Below are 21,808 nucleotides of genomic sequence, written 5' to 3'. Positions count from 1 at the left end.
ACACAGGAAAAGGTGGTACGGGTAATAACATCACCCTTTCCGGCAATTCAACCACGGCCACGACACAATGGTCGCGTTGACTGCAGGACTCAAATACAGCTACCTGTCCACCGGCGGCTTTACGGATACCAGTAGCGCATTCGGTCTGACAGGGGGTTAATCTGCGTGCTCCGCTGCAATGGAATCAGGGATGAGGCGTATCACCCGGCGAATGGACAGAAAGCCCTCATTGTCGCCAGCGCTCACAGCGTTGCACATCGAGATCGATTAGCGCACTGGCAGTTTCTTCTCGCCAGCGTTTCAAAAGCGCTTTCTTGCCCGTTAGCCCCAGCATAGTCGACATTTGCTCACCGTCACCGGGTTTCTCCGCCAGCAGGCGTAGCGCAGGCAGCGGCAATGAGGTGTGAACTAACAGACGACAGATCGCGGCGAAGCTGGCTTCCATCGGTCGATGTGCAAAGGCAAATCCCGCCAGTTCACGCCAGTCGTCATCATGTAACGTAATACTTTCGGTATCTAATGCGGTATTTTCTGTCTGCGGCAGTGCGAGGTTCAGCGGGATCATGCGCTGTAGCCAATACCAATCACGTGCTAATTGCTGACTTCCCTGCGCCATCAGCTTATGCCCCGCATCACTCAGCGGCAGTATCGCCATCGCGCTGTAGCAACCGCTGCTGGCCTCAAGATGGCTGCCGATACGCACCAATTGAAACCCACACGACTGCCAGAACGCCCACAGTTCTGGCTGATAGCCGAAACTGACTGACAGGTAATCCATCCCCTGTTTTTGTGCTTCGCGTGTCTGCTCGGCGGTTAATGCTCGCCCTATCCCCTGTCGGCGAGATGACGATGTCACCGCAATCCTACTGATGCGGCGTGAACGCAGCGTCGGTGCATTCCACAAGCCAGCATGCGCCGCCAGTGATTGGGCGACCAGATTACCGCGCGGGCGTCGTCGCCCCGCCCACACCTCATGAGCCAGTGAGGCAGACAGCCCACCTTCCTCCACCAGCCACAGTACGCCACACATCTCGCCCGCTACCTGTGCGCTGGCGATGTGCATACCCGGCGCATCCATCAGGCGGCGTAAATCCAGCGGCGAGGTACGGTAATGCGCACTGCACAATAGCGCGTAGCACCATGTCAGGCGTTCGGGATGTGTTAGCCAATCGGCGGCACGTTCAGTACGAATATCCAGTTCGACAGAGGGCAGAACCAACGAACCAACAACAGGACTCAGCGGAGAATGAAACGAGGTAGGTTCATTGAACAGCAACGCCTGATCCAACACCCGCTCCAGCGGATCGTTGACTGCCCAGCGCAGCGGATCGTCCAGCGTAAACGCCCGCCACTGCGGCAAAACAGCACAAAACTTCAGCAAAAAACCCCGCCCGGTGCCTTCATAGCCCTGCACCGTCGTGGTCATCAGAATACGGGAAAAATACGGCAGCAGCGCGGCGAGCACAGCAGACGGGATCGCTGCGGCTTCATCAATCAACAACCAATCGATATCGGGTACACCATGAAGGCGACAGTGCGCCAATAGCGAATCCGGTGCCCAAAACTGCGCATCAGCACGCGCATGCTGTTGCAGGATATCCGTCGCTACGCGGGAAGGTGCGGTGATCCAGCAGGTTCCGCGACTACGCTGCGTTAGCATACCCGCCAGCGTCGATTTTCCCCGCCCGCGCGGTGCGGTAATCACAAAAATGCCAGACTCAGCGGCACTCAGTTCATGCAGAATATGCTGCTGTCGTACAGTCGGTTCGCCATGCGCAGGCTGCCAGTCGGGCCGCTCGGCGAGAGAGCGAATCGCTAATTCCGTCCCCTGTTGCCAGAGCACCACGTCCTTATCGGCCAATAGCTGGCACTGAAAATGCTGGATAAAGTGCGGGGTGGCAATCGGCTGTTGTTGTTCGCTCCAGCGCAGGCTGTCTTCATCGGGTAAGGTCGGCCATGACGGCCACGACGGTACCAACATAATCAGCCAACTACCGGCCTGTAGCGTGCCTGACAGCATCGCCAGCGCCTCGACATCCACGCCTTTACGCGCATCAAACACCGCGTGGAGAAACTCCCGTCCTAGCAGCGTGCGCACTCGGCTGGTGGAGAGTGAAGTCACGGAACCCGGCGCGTCTTCGCTAACCCATAGCCAGTCGCCCGTGGACTGACAACTGAGCGCCAGCGCCTGTGCTTCACACCAGTTCGGTTCACCGCTCAGCACCAGCAGTCGCCGGATGCCATAGCGTTGCTGCTGGTGTTGGCAGTGGAGAAAATCACGCAGCATCATCACACGCGCCGGATCAGTCAGGTCTTGCCGATTAACAGAGAAAGCAGTCCTGCGGCGATCAATGGCCCAACGGGAACACCGCGAAACAATGCCACGCCCATGACTGTTCCCACCAGCAACCCCGCCACAACGGAGGGTTGGCTACTCATCAACGACACGCCGCGTCCGCCAAGCCAGGACACAACAACGCCAATCAGGATCGCCAGCAGGGATTTCCAGTGCAGGAAGGAATGCATCACTTCACTGGCGGTAATTTTTCCGCTGGCAATCGGTGCCATTACGCCAATCGTCAGCACCACAATACCGATACTTAAACCGTATTTTTCCACCCACGGGAAATAACTATTTAAGGGGGTGATGCGTATTGCCAGCAGAACCAGAATTGCCAGCGTGACGGTCATGTTGTGGCTGATAATGCCCAGCCCCGCCAGAACGAGCAGAATTAACAATGTTGGATCGAAGTAAGCCATGGATGCGAGTCTGTCGAAAGTAGTCAAGGTGGCGCGTTAAGCAAACCGTGATGATAGCATTAAACGGAGTGAGGGGCAGGTCAGCAAATCATTCGGGCAAAGACGAGAATAGAGAGGCGGCTTTTCGAGATAAGAATCGTTAAAACATTCAGGTCGCCAGCCTATCGCCGACTGACGGCCTGAACGTAAACGATTGCGCAGTTAGTCTAATTTTACGCCGATACGGTGCGCAACTTCTTCATACGCTTCAATCAAACCACCGAGGCTTTGACGGAAACGGTCTTTATCCATTTTGTTCAGCGTTTCTTTATCCCACAGACGGCTACCGTCTGGTGAAAACTCATCACCCAGTACGACTTCACCCTTGAACAGACCAAACTCCAGTTTGAAATCGACCAGAATCAGCCCGGCGTCGCCAAACAGTTTGCTCAGCACATCGTTCGCCTTGTAACTCAGCTCTTTCATGCGAGCCAGATTCTCTTCGCTAACCCAGCCAAACGTCTTGCAGTAAGATTCGTTCACCATTGGGTCATGCATCGCATCGTTTTTCAGGAACAAATCGAATAACGGCGGATTCAGCGCAATGCCTTCTTCAATGCCCAGACGTTTTACCAGCGACCCTGCCGCACGGTTGCGCACGACACACTCGACTGGCACCATCTCCAGCTTTTTCACCAGCACTTCATTGTCAGATAGCAGGCTCACCATTTGTGTTGGGATTCCGGCTTCTTCCAGTTTGCTCATGATGAAATGGTTGAACTTGTTATTTACCATTCCTTTACGGTCAAACTGCTCAATGCGCGCACCGTCTCCTGCTGATGTATCATTGCGGAACTCCAGCACCAGTAGATCGGGATCTTCGGTGGTGTAGACAGTTTTCGCCTTTCCACGATACAGCTCAGCTAGCTTTTGCATCTTTAATTACTCCACACAGTGAGGGTCAAAAATACGACCCGTATATTTAACGCTTCCCCGAACGGTTGCCAACAACGCCCGCCAATTCGGGTAGAGAGGTTGAATGAAGAAGGGCCGGATAATCCGACCCTTGGTTTATGTGTTATTTACCGAACGCCGCCTGGAATACGGCCACCAGCGCATCGTTCTGAGACTGGGTTAGCGTATGCCCTTTGGAATCGATAAATTGCAGACTGCTGCGGTTATCTAAATCGCCGACCTGCAATTTGTAATCGCCGTTAGGCAGTTCAGGGTTTTTCGCGCCTAAGTCATCCCAGGTTCCGCCACTTGGTGCACGATACGTGACAGAGACAGAGCCTTGCGGACGGCTGCGATCGTTCACCTTCATACCGATTTTGTCCAACGCGACAGGCAGACGATCCCACACTACCGTGTACGAGCCGCGCACAACCAGCAGTGGCAGGCCTGTGTCATCCGCGCCGCTCTGCACATCTAGAGAACCAATGGTGCGGTTTGCCAGCGCATTTTCGCGTGCGGTTGCCTGAGAGTCCAGACCATTAGCGAGAGCATTCAGCATCAGACTAGCGTAGCGCTGAGCCTGATCGCCCGCCGTCACCGGTTGGCCGTTCAACTGTAATCCCAGCAGTTTCACGATTAAAGCAACTTGATAGCCCTGCTGCTGTACGGAAATCTGATAACGCCCCTGATACGGTACGTCTTCATCTTCTCGCGGCCATGTGATCCAGTCAGTCGTCAGCGTTTGGCTGGCATCCTGACGGCTGGCGATGGTGAACGCTTTATCTTGCAGCACGCGGATAACCTGAGACCAGAGTTGGCTGTTTTGCGCGCTGTTTTCTAACAGCAGCGTTGCCGTATCCCCTGAGACCTGGGTACGCGAACCATTCAACAAAGCCAATGGCTGCACAGGAGGACGAATATCCAGTGCCTTGCCGACCGCGCCATTCAGGGTAACCGGTGGTATCTCATAAGCCCCATTCTGCAGCGGTAAAATCATCCCGGCAGGCGTATTCAGCGCGTGATGCTCAGGCGCTTTCAGATAGGATTCATCACCACTGACCTGACGCTTATAGCGCTGATCGCTGGAACAAGCCGCAAGCAACATCACGAGTGATAGGCCAACGACTTTTGCCACCATCGACTTTTGTAATGAATAACGCATTAAATCTCCCTAACGATTACAGCAAACCCGCTTGCTTAAGTGCCTGCCCCATCACCGCACGGCCGGAATCGGTCAACGGTGTCATCGGCAGGCGCAGCGTATCGGTCGCTATGAGTCCCAATTCCTTACAGGCCCACTTCACCGGAATAGGATTGGGTTCAACAAATAATTTCTGATGCAGTGGCATCAGGCGCTGATTCAAACGACGCGCTTCAGCAAAATTGCCCTGCGCCGCCAGCTTGCAAAGTTCTGCCATTTCACGCGCAGCAATGTTCGCCGTTACGGAAATCACCCCTTTACCGCCGAGTTGCATAAAGTCTAACCCGCTAGCGTCATCGCCGCTCAGCAAAATGAAATCTTCACTAACCAGCTCTTGGATCTGACTTACCCGACTTAAGTTCCCCGTCGCTTCTTTGATTGCGACAATATTTTTCACTTCAGACAAACGGGCAACCGTTTCTGGCAGCATATCGCAACCAGTACGAGAAGGTACGTTATACAGGATTTGTGGCAAATCGGTATGTTCGGCGATCGCTTTGAAGTGCTGGAATAGTCCTTCCTGCGTCGGTTTATTGTAATACGGTGTCACCGTCAGGCAGCCAACAACGCCCGTACCATGAAACCGTTTAGTCAGTGAAACGCCTTCAGCAGTCGCATTCGCGCCGGTTCCAGCGATAACGGGAATACGCCCGTCACTCAGCTCCAGCGTCAGCAACACGACATCGCCATGTTCGTCATGGCTCAGCGTGGCGGATTCGCCCGTCGTGCCGACAGAGACAATCGCCGATGTACCGCTAGCGACATGATAATCAATCAGTTTCTTCAAGCTCGCCCGATCGACAGCGCCTTTGGCGTCCATCGGCGTAACCAGCGCAACAATACTTCCCGTAAACATTGGCCATCCCCTCCACAAACAAGTGCTTCATGGTACTTTTGACCTCTATGCAAAAGCAAGCGGACAAGGGCGTTGTAGGTGCCTGACGCAGGTTTTTTTATGACGCAGTAAACGAAATTAAAAATGCTTCTAACGTTTTGGGAAAATAGACCGCGTAAATCGAGCTAAAAATGGCTCCAGGTTTTTTACGGCGGGCTATCCCTGCCAGCCACCCTTCGGGCCGCCGCGAGCGGCGTTAAAAATTGCTCCAGTTTTTTATGGCGGGCTATCCCTGCCCGCCACCCTTCGGGCCGCCGCGAGCGGCGTTAAAAATTGCTCCAGGCAATTTTTTATGTTTACCATGTGTTAATGGGAAAAAAGACAGGAAGCATGATGTTGCCAAGTTCACAAGAACACTATCTGGTTATTACCGCGCTGGGGGTTGATCGCCCCGGTATTGTCAACGCGATTACCCGCCACGTCAGTAGCTGTGGCTGCAATATCGAAGATAGCCGTCTTGCCATGCTGGGCAAAGAGTTCACGTTTATTATGCTGCTGTCCGGTAGCTGGAACGCCATAACGCTGATTGAATCTACCCTGCCGCTGAAAGGCGCGGAGATGGATTTGCTGATTGTGATGAAGCGGACAGAGTCACAGGCCAGCCAACCAACGCCTTCCACCGTTTGGGTGAAGGTTGACGTCGCCGATTCTCCTCACATCATTGAACGTTTCACTGATTTGTTCGATTCTCACCAGTTAAATATTGCTGAATTAGTTTCAAAAACGCAGCCCGCAGAGGGTGAAAAACCGCCACAGTTGTATATTCAGATTGCCGCGCACAGTTCTGCAACGCTTGATAGCTCAATTATTGAACCAGCCTTTCATCAGCTATGTACAGAATTGCACGCACAAGGCAGTATTAGCGTCGTTAACTATGCCCGATAGCATAACGCTGAAAAATTATGGGTATATCCACAGCATGAAGAGAAACAAGACGGAGAGTCGTGATGAACACACTGAAAGCCGGTGATATTGCACCGAAATTTAGCTTGCCCGACCAGGATGGCGAACAAGTAAATTTAACCGACTTCCAGGGACAGAAAGTGTTGGTGTATTTCTACCCTAAAGCGATGACGCCAGGATGCACCGTTCAGGCTTGTGGCCTGCGCGATAACATGGATGATTTGAAAAAACATGGCGTTGAAGTTCTTGGTATTAGCACGGACAAATCAGAAAAATTGTCCCGCTTCGCCGAGAAAGAAGTCTTAAATTTCACCCTGCTTTCTGATGAAGATCATCAAGTTTCAGAAGGGTTTGGCGTTTGGGGAGAAAAAACGTTCATGGGGAAAACCTATGACGGTATTCATCGCATCAGCTTCCTAATCGATGAAAACGGCAAGGTAGAGAAGGTTTTTGACGACTTCAAAACCAGCAACCACCACGACATCGTTCTCGATTATCTGAAAAGCGCCTGATTCGTCGTTTTTCAGACTTTCCACCGGCATCGTGATTGATGCCGGTTTTCCCACCGTTCTCTCTCTTCACCACGTTTTTCCCGCTGGGGCATTTCTTTGTCTGCCATCGCTGGCTAAGATAGTCGGCAGAATGATTTCACGTTAGCTGTTGATAAGGTTATCTTCCGTTATGTCTATTCGGTTAAGAAAAACGCTCATGTCCGTCCTGCTCGGAGCATTATTGGCTGGCAGCCAGCTTCCTGCTCAGGCCGACACGCTAGATCGGCTGCCGGATATCGGCACCACCGCAGGCGGTACGCTCAGTATCAATCAGGAATTGGCTATGGGCGATTTTTACGTCCGCCAACTGCGGGCGGGCGCGCCGCTTATCAACGATCCCCTGCTGTCTAATTACATTAACCAGCTCGGTAACCGATTGGTCAAACAGGCCGATTCGGTGCGCACACCGTTCCATTTTTATCTGATCCGTAATGACGATATCAACGCCTTCGCCTTCTTCGGCGGCAACGTAGTCCTGCATTCCGCCCTGTTCCGCTATGCCGATAGCGAGAGCGAGTTGGCCTCCGTACTGGCGCATGAAATCTCTCACGTCACCCAGCGCCATCTCGCACGTAGCATGGAATCTCAGCAGCGCAGCGCCCCACTCACCTGGGTCGGCGCACTCGGTTCTATCCTGCTGGCGATGGCTAATCCACAGTTAGGAATGGCAGCGCTCAGCGGCACGTTGGCAGGTGCACAACAAGGGATGATTACGTTCACCCAGTCGAATGAACAAGAGGCAGACCGCATCGGGATCCAGGTGTTGCAGCGGGCAGGTTTTGATCCGCAAGCTATGCCGAATTTCCTGCAAAAGCTGGCTGATCAATCGCGCTATGCCTCCAGGCCACCAGAAATGCTACTAACTCACCCATTGCCAGAAAGCCGCCTGTCTGACGCCCGCAACCGCGCCAACCAGATGCGCTCAACGCCGGTGCAGTCCTCTCAGGATTTCCTGTTCGCCAAAATGCGTACTTTTGGTATGTATGGTGCACCGGATCGTCCGCTGAACGACGATCTATTAGTACAGTGGGAAAAAGGTAACGTGCGGGAGCAGTTGGCTGCGAAGTATGGCCGTGCGATTCAGTTGTATCAGGCCAAGAAGTACGATGAAGCGCGTAATGTGCTGCAACCGCTGCTAAGCAGCACACCTGACAATCCGTGGTTTCTGGATATGATGACCGATATCGATCTGGGACAAAACCGCGCCACGCAGGCGATCGCCCGTTTACAAAATGTGTCCGGAATGCAGGCTAATCCAGTACTTCAGCTTAATCTGGCCAATGCTTATGTGGAAGGGAAACAGCCTGCTGCCGCTGGAAAAATACTGTATCGCTACACCTATGCGCACCCTGACGATCCGAACGGCTGGGATCTATTAGCGCAAGCCGCAGCAGCCCAAGGGCAGCGCGCAGAAGAACTGGCCGCACGCGCAGAGAGTCTGGCGCTTAATGGCCAACTCGATCAATCTATTCGGTTACTGAGCAACGCGAGTTCATTGGTCAAATTGGGCAGCCTGGAGCAGGCACGCTACGACGCCCGCATTGACCAGTTCCGCCAGTTACAACAGCGTTTCCGCCAGTACCAGAAATCCTGATAAGGAGCATGACAATGACACTGCTTTCAACCAAAGCATCCGTGACGATTTACCACAACCCGCGCTGCTCAAAAAGCCGTGAAACGCTGGCGCTACTGCAAGAGCACAAGATTGCCCCTGACGTCGTGCTCTATCTCGACACGCCGCCCGATGCCGCAACGCTGGCTCAGCTTATCCAGCAGTTGGGCTTTAGCAGCGCACGCGAGTTGATGAGAACCAACGAAGAGAGTTATCAGCAGTTGGGGCTATCGGACGCTGCGCTGACGGAAGCGCAACTTATTCAGGCGATGATCGATAACCCGAAACTCATCGAGCGTCCTATCGTCGTGGCACAGGGCCAGGCACGTATTGGCCGCCCGCCGGAGCAGGTGTTGGAAATTCTGTCGTTGTGAACAATGGTTGTGAACGATAGTCGTCGGCAATCCTCAGCGACGATCGTCAACGAGCGATCTCCCGCTACAGCCCGAGGATCTCTTTCACAAAGGGAATGGTCAGCTTGCGCTGTGCGGTGATGGAAGCGTGGTCAAGCTGATCGAGCGTCATAAATAACGTGCGCATTTCTCGATCTAAACGCTTAAGCAGAAAACGACTCACGTCTTCCGGCAATTCGAACCCGCGCAGTCTGGCACGTAACTGTAGCGCTTCCCCTTTCTCATCATCCGACAACGGTTGTAGCTTGTAGATTTGTCCCCAGTCGAGGCGAGAAGCCAGATCGGGCAGACGTAAATTCAACTGACGCGGCGGACGATCGCCGGTAATCAACAGCCGCGCACGTCCCGTTTCCTGAATGCGGTTATACAGATTAAACACCGCCATTTCCCATTCTTCATCGCCTGCAATAGATTCGATGTTGTCGATACAGACCAGCGCCAGTTGCTCCATGCCTTCCAGCACGCCCGGCACAAAGTAGGCGCGTTTATCCAGCGGCACATAGCCCACCGCGCGTTCCTGACGCGACAGTTCGGCGCAGGCAGCATGTAGCAAATGGCTGCGCCCGCCACCTTCGCGTGACCAGAAATAGATATAGCTACCATGCTCTTGATACAACGCATTGTTGACAGCGGCAAGAAGAGACGCATTTTCACCCGGATAGAAACTGGCAAATGTTTCGTCATCGGGTAAGTAGAGTGGCAATGAAAGCTGTGCCGGCGTGTTCAGAATCACCTCAAGCAAAACGGGCGGGAAATCGGATCGAGTTTACCACAGAAACCTGTCCCTGTTGAGACCGCGATATACGCAGCCTCAACAGGAGGAATAACGCGGCTATGAACGCACGTCATTCTCTTCCGGCGCATCGAGGATCTCTTCCTCTTTGCGGAACAGGCTGATGACCTTAAACACCAGACTCATACCGATGCCGACAACCGTCGCCAGCGCCATGCCTTTCAGCTCGGTCGACCCTAAGTGTACTTTCGCGCCGCTAACACCGATGATCAAAATCACGGAAGTCAGGATCAGGTTTTGCGCTTTGTTGTAATCCACTTTGGATTCAATCAGCACACGAATACCGGACGCACCGATCACGCCGTACAGCAACAGCGACACGCCGCCCATGACGGGAACCGGTACAGCCTGAATCGCCGCCGCCAGTTTACCGACGCAGGAAAGCAGAATCGCGAGGATTGCTGCACCGCCGATAACCCAGGTGCTATACACTTTGGTAATCGCTAGCACGCCGATGTTTTCGCCGTAAGTCGTATTCGGCGTAGAACCGAAGAAACCAGATAGCACGGTAGAAATGCCGTTGGCGAACATGGAACGATGCAGACCCGGCTCACGCATCAGATCTTTCTTCACGATATTCGCCGTCACAACCAGGTGGCCAACGTGTTCCGCAATCACCACCAGCGCCGCAGGCAGAATCGTCAGAATGGCAAACCATTCAAAGCGCGGCGTATAGAATGTCGGCATCGCGAACCAGTGTGCTTCACGAATCGGGGTTAAATCCACCACACCCAGCGCGAACGACAGCGCATAGCCAGCCAGTACCCCAATCAGAATCGGGATGATCGCCAGAAAACCGCGAAACAGCACCGATCCCAAAATGGTGATCGCCAGCGTCGCCAGAGAAATCGTTACCGCAGTGGAATCAACAGATGTGCCATCGGCAGGCAGCAGTCCGGCCATTCCTGCCGCAACACCCGCCAGCTCAAGGCCGATAACGGCGACAATCGCCCCCATCGCCGCAGGCGGAAACAGCACATTCAGCCAGCCAGTACCCGCTTTCTGAACAATCAGCGCCACCAGACAGAACAACACGCCGCACATAATGAAACCACCCAGCGCAACTTCATACCCCAGCGGCAATAGCAGTAAAACGGGGGAAATGAACGCAAAACTCGACCCCAAATATGCTGGGATTTTTCCCTTACAAATGAATAAATAAAGCAGCGTACCCACGCCGTTAAATAATAGTACGGTCGCCGGGTTGATCTTGAACAGAATGGGAACCAGAACGGTAGCGCCAAACATCGCGAATAGATGCTGGAAACTCAACGGGATGGTTTGTAACAAGGGGGGTCGTTCACTCACCCCGATGGCGCGACGAGTCATCTTCATATCCTCTGTAGTGTTGCTATTTATGTGTGCAGGTAGACCCACACTTATTATCACAGCCAGACTCATCCCGCCCCACCGTAGTGAAGCAGGATGATGTGACTGCTGATGTAATAAAAGAACCGCGTGTGACGTAATACAGGCTGTGGCGAACCATAGGAAATACTTAGGTTCGTACCAAAAAAAAGCCGACTATCACGTCGGCTTACCTATTATTTCGTACCAAATATTTTATCGCCCGCATCGCCCAGGCCCGGCATGATGTAACCTTGCTCGTTGAGACCTTTATCAATGGATGCGGTATAAAGCTCGATATCCGGGTGAGCTTTCTCCAATGCGGCAATCCCTTCTGGAGCCGCGACCAATACCAGTACCTTAATACTGTGGCAACCTGCTTTTTTCAGCAGATCGATCGTCGCAATCATTGAACCACCGGTCGCCAACATTGGGTCAACAACCAGCGCCATGCGCTCTTCGATATTGGAAACCAGCTTCTGGAAGTAAGGAACAGGTTCCAGCGTTTCTTCATTACGGTAGATGCCGACAACGCTGATACGCGCACTAGGGACATTCTCCAGTACGCCTTCCATCATCCCCAACCCTGCACGCAGAATCGGTACGACAGTAATTTTCTTGCCTTTAATCTGGTCGACTTCAACCGGACCGCACCAGCCATCAATGGTGACTTTTTCGGTAGCCAGATCGGCCGTCGCTTCGTAAGTCAACAAACTTCCCACTTCGGAAGCCAGTTCGCGAAAGCGCTTAGTGCTAATATCGTTCTCACGCATCAAACCCAGTTTGTGTTTGACAAGTGGGTGTTTCACCTCGACGATCTTCATCATTCTCTCCCCATCGGCTAGTGGACGGACAAAAACGCTAAGCGCGTTTTAAACACCGCTTGCGGCGGCCCGCAGGGCGGCGGGCACGAGAGCCCGTCGTAAAAAAAATCGCGGGATTATACCGCCTTTTTTACTTAGCGCCATATGATTAAGCCTGATCCAGATCAACCGAGGAGAGAAATTGTCGTCATCAACGAAAAATAGCCAGCCGATGACTCATCACTCGCAAACGATTGCCTACACTGTTAGAATTAGCGCGCATTATTTTTACCACAATATATTTGCTAAATACCGTGTTTTATGAATACCGTGTTTTATGAATATAATCCGTAACCTTCGTGGGGACTCAGCAGTGACCGACAAAACCTCTCTCAGCTATAAAGACGCAGGCGTGGATATCGATGCAGGTAATGCATTGGTAGACCGAATCAAAGGTGTAGTGAAACAGACCCGTCGCCCGGAAGTTATGGGTGGATTGGGTGGTTTCGGTGCCTTGTGCGCCTTACCGCAAAAATACCGCGAACCGATTCTGGTTTCCGGCACTGATGGAGTCGGCACCAAACTGCGCCTGGCAATGGACCTGAAGCGCCACGATACGATTGGTATCGATCTGGTTGCGATGTGCGTGAACGACCTGGTCGTTCAGGGTGCTGAGCCGCTGTTCTTCCTCGATTATTACGCAACGGGTAAGCTGGATGTCGACACCGCTGCCAGCGTGATTACCGGTATCGCGGAAGGCTGTAAGCAATCAGGCTGTGCGCTGGTCGGTGGTGAAACCGCCGAAATGCCGGGCATGTATCACGGTGAAGACTACGATGTTGCTGGCTTCTGCGTCGGTGTCGTAGAAAAATCAGAAATCATTGACGGTAGCAAAGTTCAGCACGGCGATGTTCTCGTTGCCCTCGCGGCAAGCGGCCCGCACTCAAACGGCTATTCTTTGGTGCGCAAAGTGCTTGAAGTCAGCAAAACCAATCCAGAGCAGTTCGAACTGGAAGGCAAACCGCTGGCCGACCACCTGCTGGCACCGACCAAAATCTATGTAAAATCCGTGCTGTCCCTAATTGAGAAAGTGGATGTCCACGCGATTTCTCACCTGACCGGCGGCGGCTTCTGGGAAAATATCCCACGCGTGCTGCCAGAAGGTATGCAGGCAACTATCGACGAATCCAGTTGGCAATGGCCTGCGGTCTTCAACTGGCTGCAACAGGCTGGTAATGTTAGCCGCCACGAAATGTATCGTACTTTCAACTGCGGTGTTGGTATGATCATCGCACTGCCAGCCGAACAGGCAGACGAGGCCGTTGCGTTACTCAACAGCAGCGGCGAAAACGCATGGAAAATCGGCGTCATTACCCAAACCGATGCCGGAGACGCAGTGGTTATTAACTGATGAAAAACATCGTTGTGCTGATTTCAGGTCATGGAAGCAACTTACAGGCGTTGATTGACGCCTGTAAAAACGGACGCCTTAAAGGGAAGATTGCCGCCGTATTCAGTAATAATGCGGAGGCTTATGGACTAGAACGTGCGCAGAATGCTGAGATCCCTACGTGCGTCCTGAATCCTGAAGATTTTGCCGACCGTGCCGCATTTGATGCCGCATTAGCAAACGAAATTGAACAGTATCAACCGGCGCTCGTGATCTTAGCAGGCTACATGCGGATTCTTAGCCCGGAATTTGTTGCAACGTTTGCAGGCAAAATGTTGAACATTCACCCTTCTCTGCTGCCCAAATATCCTGGCCTGCATACGCACCGCAAGGCGCTGGAAAATGGCGATAATGAACACGGCACGTCCGTGCATTTTGTCACCGATGAACTGGACGGCGGCCCGTTGATTCTGCAAGCGAAGGTGCCTGTATTTACTGACGATACGGAAGAAAGTCTAAGTGAACGCGTTAAGACGCACGAGCACACGATTTATCCGATGGTCATTAACTGGTTCCTGAACGGCAGGCTGGTGATGCGTGATAATGAGGCCTGGTTGGATAGCGTGCGAATTCCTCCACAGGGTTATGCCGCCTAGTAGTACTGTCAGTTCGCCATAGTCGTGAGGCTCTCCTGCGGAGCCTCACGATCCATTGAATCTTTACTCCCCTCAACTTATTTCTTTCCACGCCAACGCAAGAATTCTCACCATGTATTCTGTCGTATTAAGGCCGTATTAGGGAATACTCTGTTTTACCAAAAATATATTATTTAGAATTTAGCTTCTACGCCTAACCTAAATGTCCTACCTGGAATAGGCATGTAAATAACCGTACCTGGATCGAAAGCATAGCGATTGGTTAAGTTATCAATATTAAAATATACGTTGATATTTTTCTCTACATTATATTTCCCGAACAAATCAATGGTTGTAGAGGCGTATTGTCTTTCAACAGGTGTAGCAGCAGTGCCTTGCAACCAACTTGTCGGATACTCTTTCCCTGAGTTATAACGAATCCGAGTTCCTAATTGTAGCCGCTGGTCAAACAACTTGATCCCCACGGAAGTAGACAGATTCTTTTTCGGCGGAATCCTTGATGGTGACAAACTCCAGTTAAACCCAACTGAATTACAGGGAGACGACAGTTCGTTCAATGTCATTTCATGTCTTGAACAGAGTTCAGTTGCGTTATACAACGTGGTATCTATACGACCAAATACATATTTTGAGTCGTAACTAGCTTCTATTTCATATCCGGAAAGTTTAAAACTGTCATAGTTTTTCATAATGATATAGGACTCCGTATCAGTTTCCTTGTTAGGATTAACGCCCTGAGATAAGTAGTCCTTAATATTGTTATTGAAATAAGCCATTCGAAGAGAAGCCGAATCTTCTGTTACCAACAGATTTTTCTTTTTTATTTCCACACCTAACTCTAGTGACTTGGCATGCTCAGACTTTAGCGGGAACTTAGGACTATAGGAGAAGGTTTGTCCTGACGACGAACTTTCAAATAAACTGGGATTTCTGTAAGCGTCAGAGTATTTAGTGTAAATATCAATATTTCGTGACAGGTGATAAGTTAGCGTACCGAAAAAATCATTTTTGGCCGAATAGTTTATTTTTTTATGTTCATTAAGATCGTTTGCTTCAAAATCATGCCCCCGCCACCCTGTCAATATCGAAATGACGTCGCCGTTATACTCAGCGTTAACGAACAATGACTTACTGACCCCTTTTGAATTTCGAGCCGCAGGGAGCAGTTCCTCTCCTTGAATAATTCCCCCCGGCTGCCAGACAGGCTGATATCTCTTGCTCCTGGGAACGATCCTTTGCGTCATAAACTCTAATCCATAAGTCACGTCAATAGCTGTAGTGGGTAGCGATGATGTATTCGCGAGATTGAAGCCTGCTCTCTCGTCGCTGAATCTGTGCAAATATTGACCTGCGTTAACTGCATGTACATTATCGGAGATTCCGTTACGCTGTTCAAAACGTCCCTTTGTCCACCATACCCCCAGATCCATATCAACGAATAGGTTATCTGGTTTGTAGGTATAATTCGCCGCAGCAGTATTAACTAATGCTGAACCTAAACCCCATTGAGGCATTCTTTCCGTCTGATGACCATTCGCATCTTCTTTTTTGTATTTATACCAATATGCAGCAAGAACTTCTCCCGCTTTTTGTTCATGCCGCCGGAAATTAAACTCAACTCTATTGTAGGGATTAAGATTGAAACCCGTTTTGAGTAGGCTTGAATGACTCTCATAACTGGTGTTGACGACTTCCTGACCAGGTGAAATGGGAGATTCTTTTTTATATTTGTCAGCCCCTCCCTTACCTGCAAAATAATTTCCCTGAGCCCTATCGCTGTGGGCAAACACAAAATCAAAATCCATATCGATATAGGCTAAACCAAAGGTTGTCGACCCATTATTAAAGTGACTATTTTTTACACCATTAGACAGCGTATAGCTTAATTGCTCTCCGTCATCGGAAGAAACATTAGGTATACGATTGTTGTTAAAAGTACTCGCTTTGAAAAGGAAACCAAGATTTTCACCAGCAGGAACAATATCTTCTGCGGACAGTGTTTTCATCCTGATGGTGCCGCCTATTGCGCCACCAGAAAATTTCCCCTTAGACACTCCCTTCTCTATATCAATCGAATTTATCAGGTCAATATCGATATAAGTCCGGTCAGAACTTCCCTGATATCCTCGCCATGTATTTGTTGATTGAAGGCTACCATCAATAACAATAGGAACGCGCCCGTTTCCCTGGAGCCCACGGATACCAACATCTATCGCTCCGGCTTCATTCCTGGAATTATTAATTTGCAACGATGTTTCATTACCGAAAACATCAGCGTTATTTGTTCTTCGTATGCTGGTTATGTCTTCACGTTTTATTTTTTTTGCATCACCTCCGTCCCTGGAAGCTTTAACAATCATAGTATCCTCGTTAGTTGGTATGTCCTCTTTGGCATACGAATTCTCATATGAACAAAGCATTGGGATGCATGCGCATAAGTGATACTTGTTAAATTTAACTTTAATTACCACAGTGGTGTCCTTAAGTGTGCAAGGTTACAAGTTCGCCACCATGATAATGATTACCATTATCGTGTAAATGTAAATTTACTTAACTAACACAAAAAACAAGTCTTTTATGCTAATAATTTTCACGTATATACATTAAAATTCTGAAAAAACCAAGGAAGACCATTTAAACCCGCGTGCTGACTGATACAGAGCATCTTGCGGTTTTTCATTCCATATTGAGAGTTCAACACCCGCTTCCCCGTCTATATAATAACGTTGGCATACTCATGCCACGTGCCCCAAACAACAATGGTTCACGTTTCTCTTATCAATTAAGGATTCACTATGTCCGGTACGAGCAATTTCGTTCGGCTACGACCGCTGGAGCGAGACGATCTCACTTTTGTTCACCAATTAGATAATAACGCCAGTGTGATGCGTTATTGGTTTGAAGAGCCTTACGAGGCCTTTGTCGAACTCAGCGATCTGTACGACAAACATATTCATGACCAGAGCGAGCGACGCTTCATTATTGAACATGAGCAGACCAAGGTCGGTCTGGTTGAGCTGGTGGAGATTAACCATATCCACCGGCGTGCAGAATTTCAGATCATCATCGATCCGGCTTATCAAGGTCGCGGCTACGCCAGCGTGGCGGCCAAGCTGGCAATGGATTATGGCTTTTCGGTATTGAATCTGTACAAGCTGTATTTGATTGTGGACAAGGAAAACAACAAAGCGATCCACATCTACAGCAAGCTGGGATTTGAGGTAGAAGGCGAACTGATCCACGAGTTCTTCATCAACGGTGAATATCGCAACACGATCCGCATGTGCATTTTCCAACATCAATATCTGGCGAAGCACAAAACCGTGACAGGAACCGGCGGCGAAGCACCGGGAAGTTCTATCAGCCAGTAAGGTAAAAAGATAGATTTCCTCTGTTATCCGGCATCAAAAATTATGCAGCGGTGAGCTTGACCGCCGAGTGAGCGACAGGACGTCGCGAAAGCCAGTGCCGCGTCGGACAAAAACGTCAGAGGCGTTTTTGAACAGCACTTGTGCTGGCCCGAAGGGCGAGCCCCATTTATGGGGGCGAGTAAACGCGTCACTGGCGGCTCGGTTAGCGGTCATGAACACCGATGGAACCGCGTAGCGGCATAATTTATGCCAGAAGCTAGGGTTCGCAGGGCTGCGGCGCTTGAGCGCCCTGCGTCGGGCGCTTATAAGGTTTTGCATAAACGTGGCGGCGGTACTGCGCACGAAACTTTCTCTGTGTTTGCATAGCAATTCGTCTCAGAGAAAATGGCGTATTCTTATACGCAATTTTAACCCGAAAACTGCCGGAATAGTGCTTTACCGCGTAAGAGTCGTAGCCCCAGCCAGCCGCCGCAGAGCGACAAGAGGAACGCCGCGATTAACGGCAGCGTTATCCACATCGTGATATTCGGTTCCCAGGCGAAGTTAAAGACCTTACGCTGCAACAGCCACAGAGCCGATTCTGCGCCAATCGCCGCCGCGGTTCCCGCCACCAGACCCAGAACAGCAAATTCACACCATAGCGTGGTGCGCAGCAGACGTAACCCTGCTCCCAGCGTGCGGTATACCATCAGTTCCTGACGCCTCTGGCGCATCCCGACCTGAATCTGTGCCAGCAACAGCAATACACCGCAGAACAACACCAGAATGACCATAATTTCCAGCGCACGGCTTACCTGCTGCAAGACCTGCCCCACCTGACGTAGAATACTGCCGATATCCAGTACGCTCACCGTCGGGAACTGGCGATTTAACTGCGTCATCATCTTCTCGTCGCCATCGTAGCGGAAGCTGGTCAGCCAGGATTGCGGCTGGTTATCCAACGCCCCTACGGGGAAAATAAAGAAGAAGTTCGGACGCAGGCTTTCCCAATCCACCTGACGGAAACTGGTCACCGTGGCGCTAAACGGCTGCGTATCACCGGTAAAGGTCAACGTATCGCCAATCTTGATACCCATCTCTTTGGCTTCTTTCGCTTCCATCGAGACTTCACCTACCTTGGGTGCTTCCCCTTCCACCAGTACATTGTGTTGCGGGATCCCGTTCATCCAGGTTAGGTTCAGTTCACGGTTCACCGTGTTGCCGCCCGGATCGTCCTCATGGATCACTTCCGTCGCAATCTGTTGATTAATCTCCGTCAGCCGCGCACGAATAATCGGGAAGAACTGCTCTGGCATCACGTTATTCTGAGAGAGGAATCCCCTCACCTGCGGCACCTGTTCCGCTGTGATATTCAGCAGGAAATAGTTCGGACTGCCCGGTGGCAACTGCTGCTGCCAGCGCTCCAACAAATCACCGCGCATCACCAACAGCAGCGCCAATAGCATGAAGGAAAGTGAAAACGCGGCCAGTTGACTGAGCGTTGACCACGGTTGACGCAGCAGGCGATTAATCGCCAGACGCAACGCCAGTCGTTTCACCGTCAAACGCCGTAACAGCAGCAGACCTCCCCAACCAATGACACCCAGCAGTAGTGACAGCACCGCCACACCGCCGAGCAGCGACCACAGCAGTCCACCGCCGCCGGACAACACCGCTAGCAGGCCGACGACAATAAGTAGAACAATCGGCAGGTAATAGCGCAGCGGCCACACGTTCGCCACCACATCCTGACGCAATACGCGCAGTGGTTGTGTCGCCAGCAGCAGTCGATACGGTCGCAGCCCAACCAGTAGCGAAATCAACACCAACGAGCCCAGCGCCCATACCCACGGCCACAGCCCGGATGCCGGTAATGCAGCGGGCAGCACCGGCGCCAGCATTTTCATTAACAGCGCCTCAAATCCCAGCCCAAGCGCACTGCCACACACCGCCGCCAGCCCAAGCACGGAAAGCCATTGGCCGATGATTAAGCGCCTCAGCGCTTGTTTGCCTGCGCCCAGCGTTTTCAGGATAGCGACCAAGTCATAACGGCTGCGGCAGTAATGCCCCATCGCCACCGCAACAGCAGCGATAGACAACAGCAGCGTCAACAGAGCCGACAGCAACAGGAACTGCTGCGACCGCTTTAACGACTGGCTCAGCGCACCTTCAGAATCCTCCATGCCATACCAGCGCTGATCGGGCTTGAGCTGCGGCTTGATGAAGTTACTGAACTCACTAATTTGTTTTTCATTGCCGGAAAACATGTAGCGCCAGGTAATGCGGCCACCCGGCTGAATCGCCCCTGTTTTCTCGACATCGTCCAGATTCATCAGAATACGCGGCGCGGTTTCGAACGGGTTAAAACCGGAATCCGGTTCCTGAATCAGCTCACCGCTGATGCGTAGCGAGGTATCGCCGACGTCCAGCATGTCACCGACTTTCAGCCCGAGTAGCGCCAACAGGCGCGGCGCGACCAGCACCGTTCCCGCTTCGGCATGCAGCCCTTCAGGACGCGTCTGCAAATCGCCATACAGCGGATAGCGCTGGTCGGTAGCCTTAACCTGCGCCAGTTGTGGCGTATCGCCCGCAAACGTCATGGTCATGAAAGAAATCTGCCGACTGAGCGTCAACCCGCGCTGCTGCGCCTCCAAAAGCCAGGTCTCTGCGACAGGCCGCGATGCACGCAGAACGCGGTCTCCCGCCAGAAAATCACGGCTCTGCTGGCTAAGCCCTTTTTCCATGCGGTCGCTGATTGTCCCCAGCGCCAGCACGCAGGCCACCGCCAGCGTTAACGCCAACCAGACAATCAGTAAGGAAGGAGAGCGCCATTCGCGCCAGAACCACCGCCAGATCATGCGTCCTCCCGCAATTTGCCATCAACTAACCGCAAACGTCGCTCACAGCGTGCCGCCAGTTGCTCATCGTGCGTCACCAAAATCAACGTGGTGGCATAATCGCGATTGAGAGAAAACAGTAAATCAACGATGCGTTCACCAGTTTTACGATCCAGATTTCCAGTTGGCTCATCGGCAAACAACACGTTAGGGCGGCCGCTAAACGCGCGCGCCAACGCTACACGCTGCTGTTCACCGCCGGAAAGTTGGGCGGGAAGATGGTGTAAGCGCTCACCCAACCCAAGCTGTTGCAGAAGTTGCTCAGCCTGCCCACGGCTGTGGCTATCGCTTTCGCCGCGCAACAGCGCGGGTAATTGCACGTTCTCCAGCGCATTCAGCGTCGGCACCAGCATGAAAGACTGAAAAACAAAACCGACATGCTGGGCACGCAGCGCGGCACGACCTTCTTCGTCCAGAGTATTGAGCGATTTGCCCATCAGGCTAACATCGCCTTCGGTGCCATCATCCAGCCCGGCCAGGATCCCCAGCAACGTTGATTTCCCCGAACCCGATTCACCAATCAGGGCAATTGTCTGCGCAGGTTTGACAATAAGCTCAACTCCGGTAAGGATGGAAAGCCGATTCTCTCCTTGACCAACGTGCTTACTAAGATGATGAACTTCAAGAATGTTTTCTACGTGCGCAGTTTTGCTTGGCGTAGCACTCGCTGGGCTGGTCTTCGCAAACATGTTTTCGTCCTTTTGCTTCTGGGATTATGCAGCGCACGCGCTTTCGCCGCTGACACATTATTAATTCTGGGCGATAGCCTCAGTGCGGGCTATCAGATGCCGGCCGCTAACGCCTGGCCAACGCTGCTGAACACACAGTGGCAAACGCAAAAAAAGGGTATCGCCGTGGTTAACGCCAGCATTAGTGGTGACACCACCGCACAGGGGCTGGTGCGACTTCCTAACCTGCTGAAACAGCATCAGCCACGCTGGGTGTTGATTGAGCTAGGCGGCAATGACGGACTTCGGGGATTTCCGGCACAAAATATCGAGCAGGATCTGGCGAAAATCATCACGCTGGTCAAACAGGCTAACGCTCAACCGCTGCTGATGCAGGTTCGTTTGCCGACCAACTATGGCCGCCGCTACACCGAGTCATTCAGCAATATCTACCCCAAACTGGCAGAGCAGTTTACGCTTCCTCTTCTGCCTTTCTTTATGGAGCAAGTGTATCTTAAACCGGAGTGGATGATGGAAGATGGCATCCATCCAACCCGTGATGCCCAACCGTTTATCGCAGAATGGATGGCGAAGCAGTTGGAGCCCTTAGTTAACCATGAGTCTTGATAAATAGGC

The 21,808-nt window shown here is 51.9% G+C and carries 19 protein-coding genes; 8 read left to right on the top strand and 11 right to left on the bottom strand.

What is annotated here, in order from left to right; translation table 11 throughout:
• Positions 1-226: 226 nt before the first annotated feature.
• From A8F97_RS02775 to dapA, 5 genes are all read right to left on the bottom strand, one after another.
• Complete coding sequence (locus A8F97_RS02775) at positions 227-2,290, bottom strand: tRNA(Met) cytidine acetyltransferase TmcA (RefSeq protein WP_033071806.1); 2,064 nt, start codon at positions 2,288-2,290, stop codon at positions 227-229.
• A 17-nt stretch (positions 2,291-2,307) separates the two neighbouring features.
• Complete coding sequence (locus A8F97_RS02770) at positions 2,308-2,760, bottom strand: DUF441 domain-containing protein (protein WP_005976235.1); 453 nt, start codon at positions 2,758-2,760, stop codon at positions 2,308-2,310.
• Positions 2,761-2,961: 201 nt separating this feature from the next.
• Positions 2,962-3,675: a phosphoribosylaminoimidazolesuccinocarboxamide synthase gene (gene purC / locus A8F97_RS02765; RefSeq protein ID WP_014700764.1), complete on the bottom strand. Its 714-nt coding sequence runs from the start codon at positions 3,673-3,675 to the stop codon at positions 2,962-2,964.
• A gap of 142 nt (positions 3,676-3,817) precedes the next feature.
• A complete protein-coding gene (gene bamC, locus A8F97_RS02760; protein WP_014700765.1) occupies positions 3,818-4,855 on the bottom strand; it encodes an outer membrane protein assembly factor BamC in 1,038 nt (345 codons plus the stop codon).
• Between the two features lie 16 nt (positions 4,856-4,871).
• A complete protein-coding gene (dapA, locus tag A8F97_RS02755; RefSeq protein ID WP_014700766.1) occupies positions 4,872-5,750 on the bottom strand; it encodes a 4-hydroxy-tetrahydrodipicolinate synthase in 879 nt (292 codons plus the stop codon).
• A gap of 372 nt (positions 5,751-6,122) precedes the next feature.
• Here dapA and A8F97_RS02750 point away from each other — a divergent pair, with 372 nt between their 5' ends.
• The 4 genes from A8F97_RS02750 to arsC all read left to right on the top strand — a co-directional run bounded on the left by A8F97_RS02750 (position 6,123) and on the right by arsC (position 9,229).
• Complete coding sequence (locus A8F97_RS02750; RefSeq protein ID WP_014700767.1) at positions 6,123-6,674, top strand: glycine cleavage system transcriptional repressor; 552 nt, start codon at positions 6,123-6,125, stop codon at positions 6,672-6,674.
• A 62-nt stretch (positions 6,675-6,736) separates the two neighbouring features.
• The gene (gene bcp, locus A8F97_RS02745; RefSeq protein ID WP_005976221.1) at positions 6,737-7,204 is read left to right on the top strand and encodes a thioredoxin-dependent thiol peroxidase; all 468 of its coding nucleotides are present in this window, start codon (positions 6,737-6,739) and stop codon (positions 7,202-7,204) included.
• A gap of 169 nt (positions 7,205-7,373) precedes the next feature.
• Positions 7,374-8,837, top strand: coding sequence for a beta-barrel assembly-enhancing protease (bepA, locus tag A8F97_RS02740; RefSeq protein WP_014700768.1), 1,464 nt, complete (start codon positions 7,374-7,376; stop codon positions 8,835-8,837).
• Positions 8,838-8,851: 14 nt separating this feature from the next.
• Positions 8,852-9,229 (top strand): arsenate reductase (glutaredoxin), encoded by a 378-nt coding sequence (gene arsC, locus A8F97_RS02735; RefSeq protein WP_014700769.1) that lies wholly within the window; start codon positions 8,852-8,854, stop codon positions 9,227-9,229.
• Between the two features lie 64 nt (positions 9,230-9,293).
• Here arsC and hda read toward each other — a convergent pair whose 3' ends face one another.
• The 3 genes from hda to upp all read right to left on the bottom strand — a co-directional run bounded on the left by hda (position 9,294) and on the right by upp (position 12,232).
• Positions 9,294-10,001 (bottom strand): DnaA inactivator Hda, encoded by a 708-nt coding sequence (gene hda, locus A8F97_RS02730; RefSeq protein ID WP_014700770.1) that lies wholly within the window; start codon positions 9,999-10,001, stop codon positions 9,294-9,296.
• A gap of 99 nt (positions 10,002-10,100) precedes the next feature.
• The gene (gene uraA, locus A8F97_RS02725) at positions 10,101-11,390 is read right to left on the bottom strand and encodes a uracil permease (protein WP_014700771.1); all 1,290 of its coding nucleotides are present in this window, start codon (positions 11,388-11,390) and stop codon (positions 10,101-10,103) included.
• 215 nt (positions 11,391-11,605) lie between these two features.
• Positions 11,606-12,232, bottom strand: coding sequence for a uracil phosphoribosyltransferase (gene upp / locus A8F97_RS02720; protein WP_005976210.1), 627 nt, complete (start codon positions 12,230-12,232; stop codon positions 11,606-11,608).
• A 352-nt stretch (positions 12,233-12,584) separates the two neighbouring features.
• Here upp and purM point away from each other — a divergent pair, with 352 nt between their 5' ends.
• Together purM and purN are read left to right on the top strand one after the other, a co-directional pair.
• A complete protein-coding gene (gene purM / locus A8F97_RS02715; RefSeq protein ID WP_015730939.1) occupies positions 12,585-13,622 on the top strand; it encodes a phosphoribosylformylglycinamidine cyclo-ligase in 1,038 nt (345 codons plus the stop codon).
• A complete protein-coding gene (purN, locus tag A8F97_RS02710) occupies positions 13,622-14,257 on the top strand; it encodes a phosphoribosylglycinamide formyltransferase (RefSeq protein ID WP_014700773.1) in 636 nt (211 codons plus the stop codon). The genes purM and purN overlap by 1 nt, the downstream gene beginning before the upstream one ends.
• A gap of 173 nt (positions 14,258-14,430) precedes the next feature.
• On the opposite strand, the gene A8F97_RS02705 is transcribed toward purN, so the two are convergent.
• A complete protein-coding gene (locus tag A8F97_RS02705) occupies positions 14,431-16,617 on the bottom strand; it encodes a TonB-dependent receptor domain-containing protein (RefSeq protein WP_050512669.1) in 2,187 nt (728 codons plus the stop codon).
• A gap of 435 nt (positions 16,618-17,052) precedes the next feature.
• Here A8F97_RS02705 and speG point away from each other — a divergent pair, with 435 nt between their 5' ends.
• Positions 17,053-17,628 carry a spermidine N1-acetyltransferase gene (gene speG / locus A8F97_RS02700; RefSeq protein WP_025918749.1) on the top strand — a complete coding sequence of 192 codons (576 nt, stop codon included), beginning with the start codon at positions 17,053-17,055 and terminating at the stop codon, positions 17,626-17,628.
• A 407-nt stretch (positions 17,629-18,035) separates the two neighbouring features.
• Here the strand turns inward: speG and ybbP are convergent, their stop codons facing one another.
• Both ybbP and ybbA read right to left on the bottom strand, forming a co-directional pair.
• The gene (gene ybbP / locus A8F97_RS02695) at positions 18,036-20,465 is read right to left on the bottom strand and encodes a putative ABC transporter permease subunit YbbP (protein WP_033071807.1); all 2,430 of its coding nucleotides are present in this window, start codon (positions 20,463-20,465) and stop codon (positions 18,036-18,038) included.
• Complete coding sequence (gene ybbA, locus A8F97_RS02690) at positions 20,462-21,193, bottom strand: putative ABC transporter ATP-binding protein YbbA (protein ID WP_050512670.1); 732 nt, start codon at positions 21,191-21,193, stop codon at positions 20,462-20,464. The genes ybbP and ybbA overlap by 4 nt, the downstream gene beginning before the upstream one ends.
• Here ybbA and tesA point away from each other — a divergent pair.
• A complete protein-coding gene (gene tesA, locus A8F97_RS02685) occupies positions 21,116-21,799 on the top strand; it encodes a multifunctional acyl-CoA thioesterase I/protease I/lysophospholipase L1 (RefSeq protein ID WP_071822927.1) in 684 nt (227 codons plus the stop codon). The genes ybbA and tesA overlap by 78 nt on opposite strands.
• The last annotated feature ends 9 nt before the right edge of the window (positions 21,800-21,808 follow it).

Source organism: Pectobacterium parmentieri, assembly GCF_001742145.1.
In the GTDB taxonomy this organism is placed as follows: domain Bacteria; phylum Pseudomonadota; class Gammaproteobacteria; order Enterobacterales; family Enterobacteriaceae; genus Pectobacterium; species Pectobacterium parmentieri.
Note: the sequence above shows the minus strand (reverse complement) of the source record. Positions and strands in the feature narration are given on the sequence as shown.

Coding starts and splice junctions, on each gene's coding strand:
- upp (WP_005976210.1), bottom strand. CDS start 12,232: ATGAAGATCGTCGAGGTGAAACACCCACTTGTCAAACACAAACTGGGT.
- bamC (WP_014700765.1), bottom strand. CDS start 4,855: ATGCGTTATTCATTACAAAAGTCGATGGTGGCAAAAGTCGTTGGCCTA.
- tesA (WP_071822927.1), top strand. CDS start 21,116: ATGATGAACTTCAAGAATGTTTTCTACGTGCGCAGTTTTGCTTGGCGT.
- speG (WP_025918749.1), top strand. CDS start 17,053: ATGTCCGGTACGAGCAATTTCGTTCGGCTACGACCGCTGGAGCGAGAC.
- dapA (WP_014700766.1), bottom strand. CDS start 5,750: ATGTTTACGGGAAGTATTGTTGCGCTGGTTACGCCGATGGACGCCAAA.
- A8F97_RS02775 (WP_033071806.1), bottom strand. CDS start 2,290: ATGATGCTGCGTGATTTTCTCCACTGCCAACACCAGCAGCAACGCTAT.
- A8F97_RS02770 (WP_005976235.1), bottom strand. CDS start 2,760: ATGGCTTACTTCGATCCAACATTGTTAATTCTGCTCGTTCTGGCGGGG.
- ybbP (WP_033071807.1), bottom strand. CDS start 20,465: ATGATCTGGCGGTGGTTCTGGCGCGAATGGCGCTCTCCTTCCTTACTG.
- purN (WP_014700773.1), top strand. CDS start 13,622: ATGAAAAACATCGTTGTGCTGATTTCAGGTCATGGAAGCAACTTACAG.
- bepA (WP_014700768.1), top strand. CDS start 7,374: ATGTCTATTCGGTTAAGAAAAACGCTCATGTCCGTCCTGCTCGGAGCA.
- ybbA (WP_050512670.1), bottom strand. CDS start 21,193: ATGTTTGCGAAGACCAGCCCAGCGAGTGCTACGCCAAGCAAAACTGCG.
- uraA (WP_014700771.1), bottom strand. CDS start 11,390: ATGACTCGTCGCGCCATCGGGGTGAGTGAACGACCCCCCTTGTTACAA.
- arsC (WP_014700769.1), top strand. CDS start 8,852: ATGACACTGCTTTCAACCAAAGCATCCGTGACGATTTACCACAACCCG.
- A8F97_RS02750 (WP_014700767.1), top strand. CDS start 6,123: ATGTTGCCAAGTTCACAAGAACACTATCTGGTTATTACCGCGCTGGGG.
- A8F97_RS02705 (WP_050512669.1), bottom strand. CDS start 16,617: ATGATTGTTAAAGCTTCCAGGGACGGAGGTGATGCAAAAAAAATAAAA.
- bcp (WP_005976221.1), top strand. CDS start 6,737: ATGAACACACTGAAAGCCGGTGATATTGCACCGAAATTTAGCTTGCCC.
- purC (WP_014700764.1), bottom strand. CDS start 3,675: ATGCAAAAGCTAGCTGAGCTGTATCGTGGAAAGGCGAAAACTGTCTAC.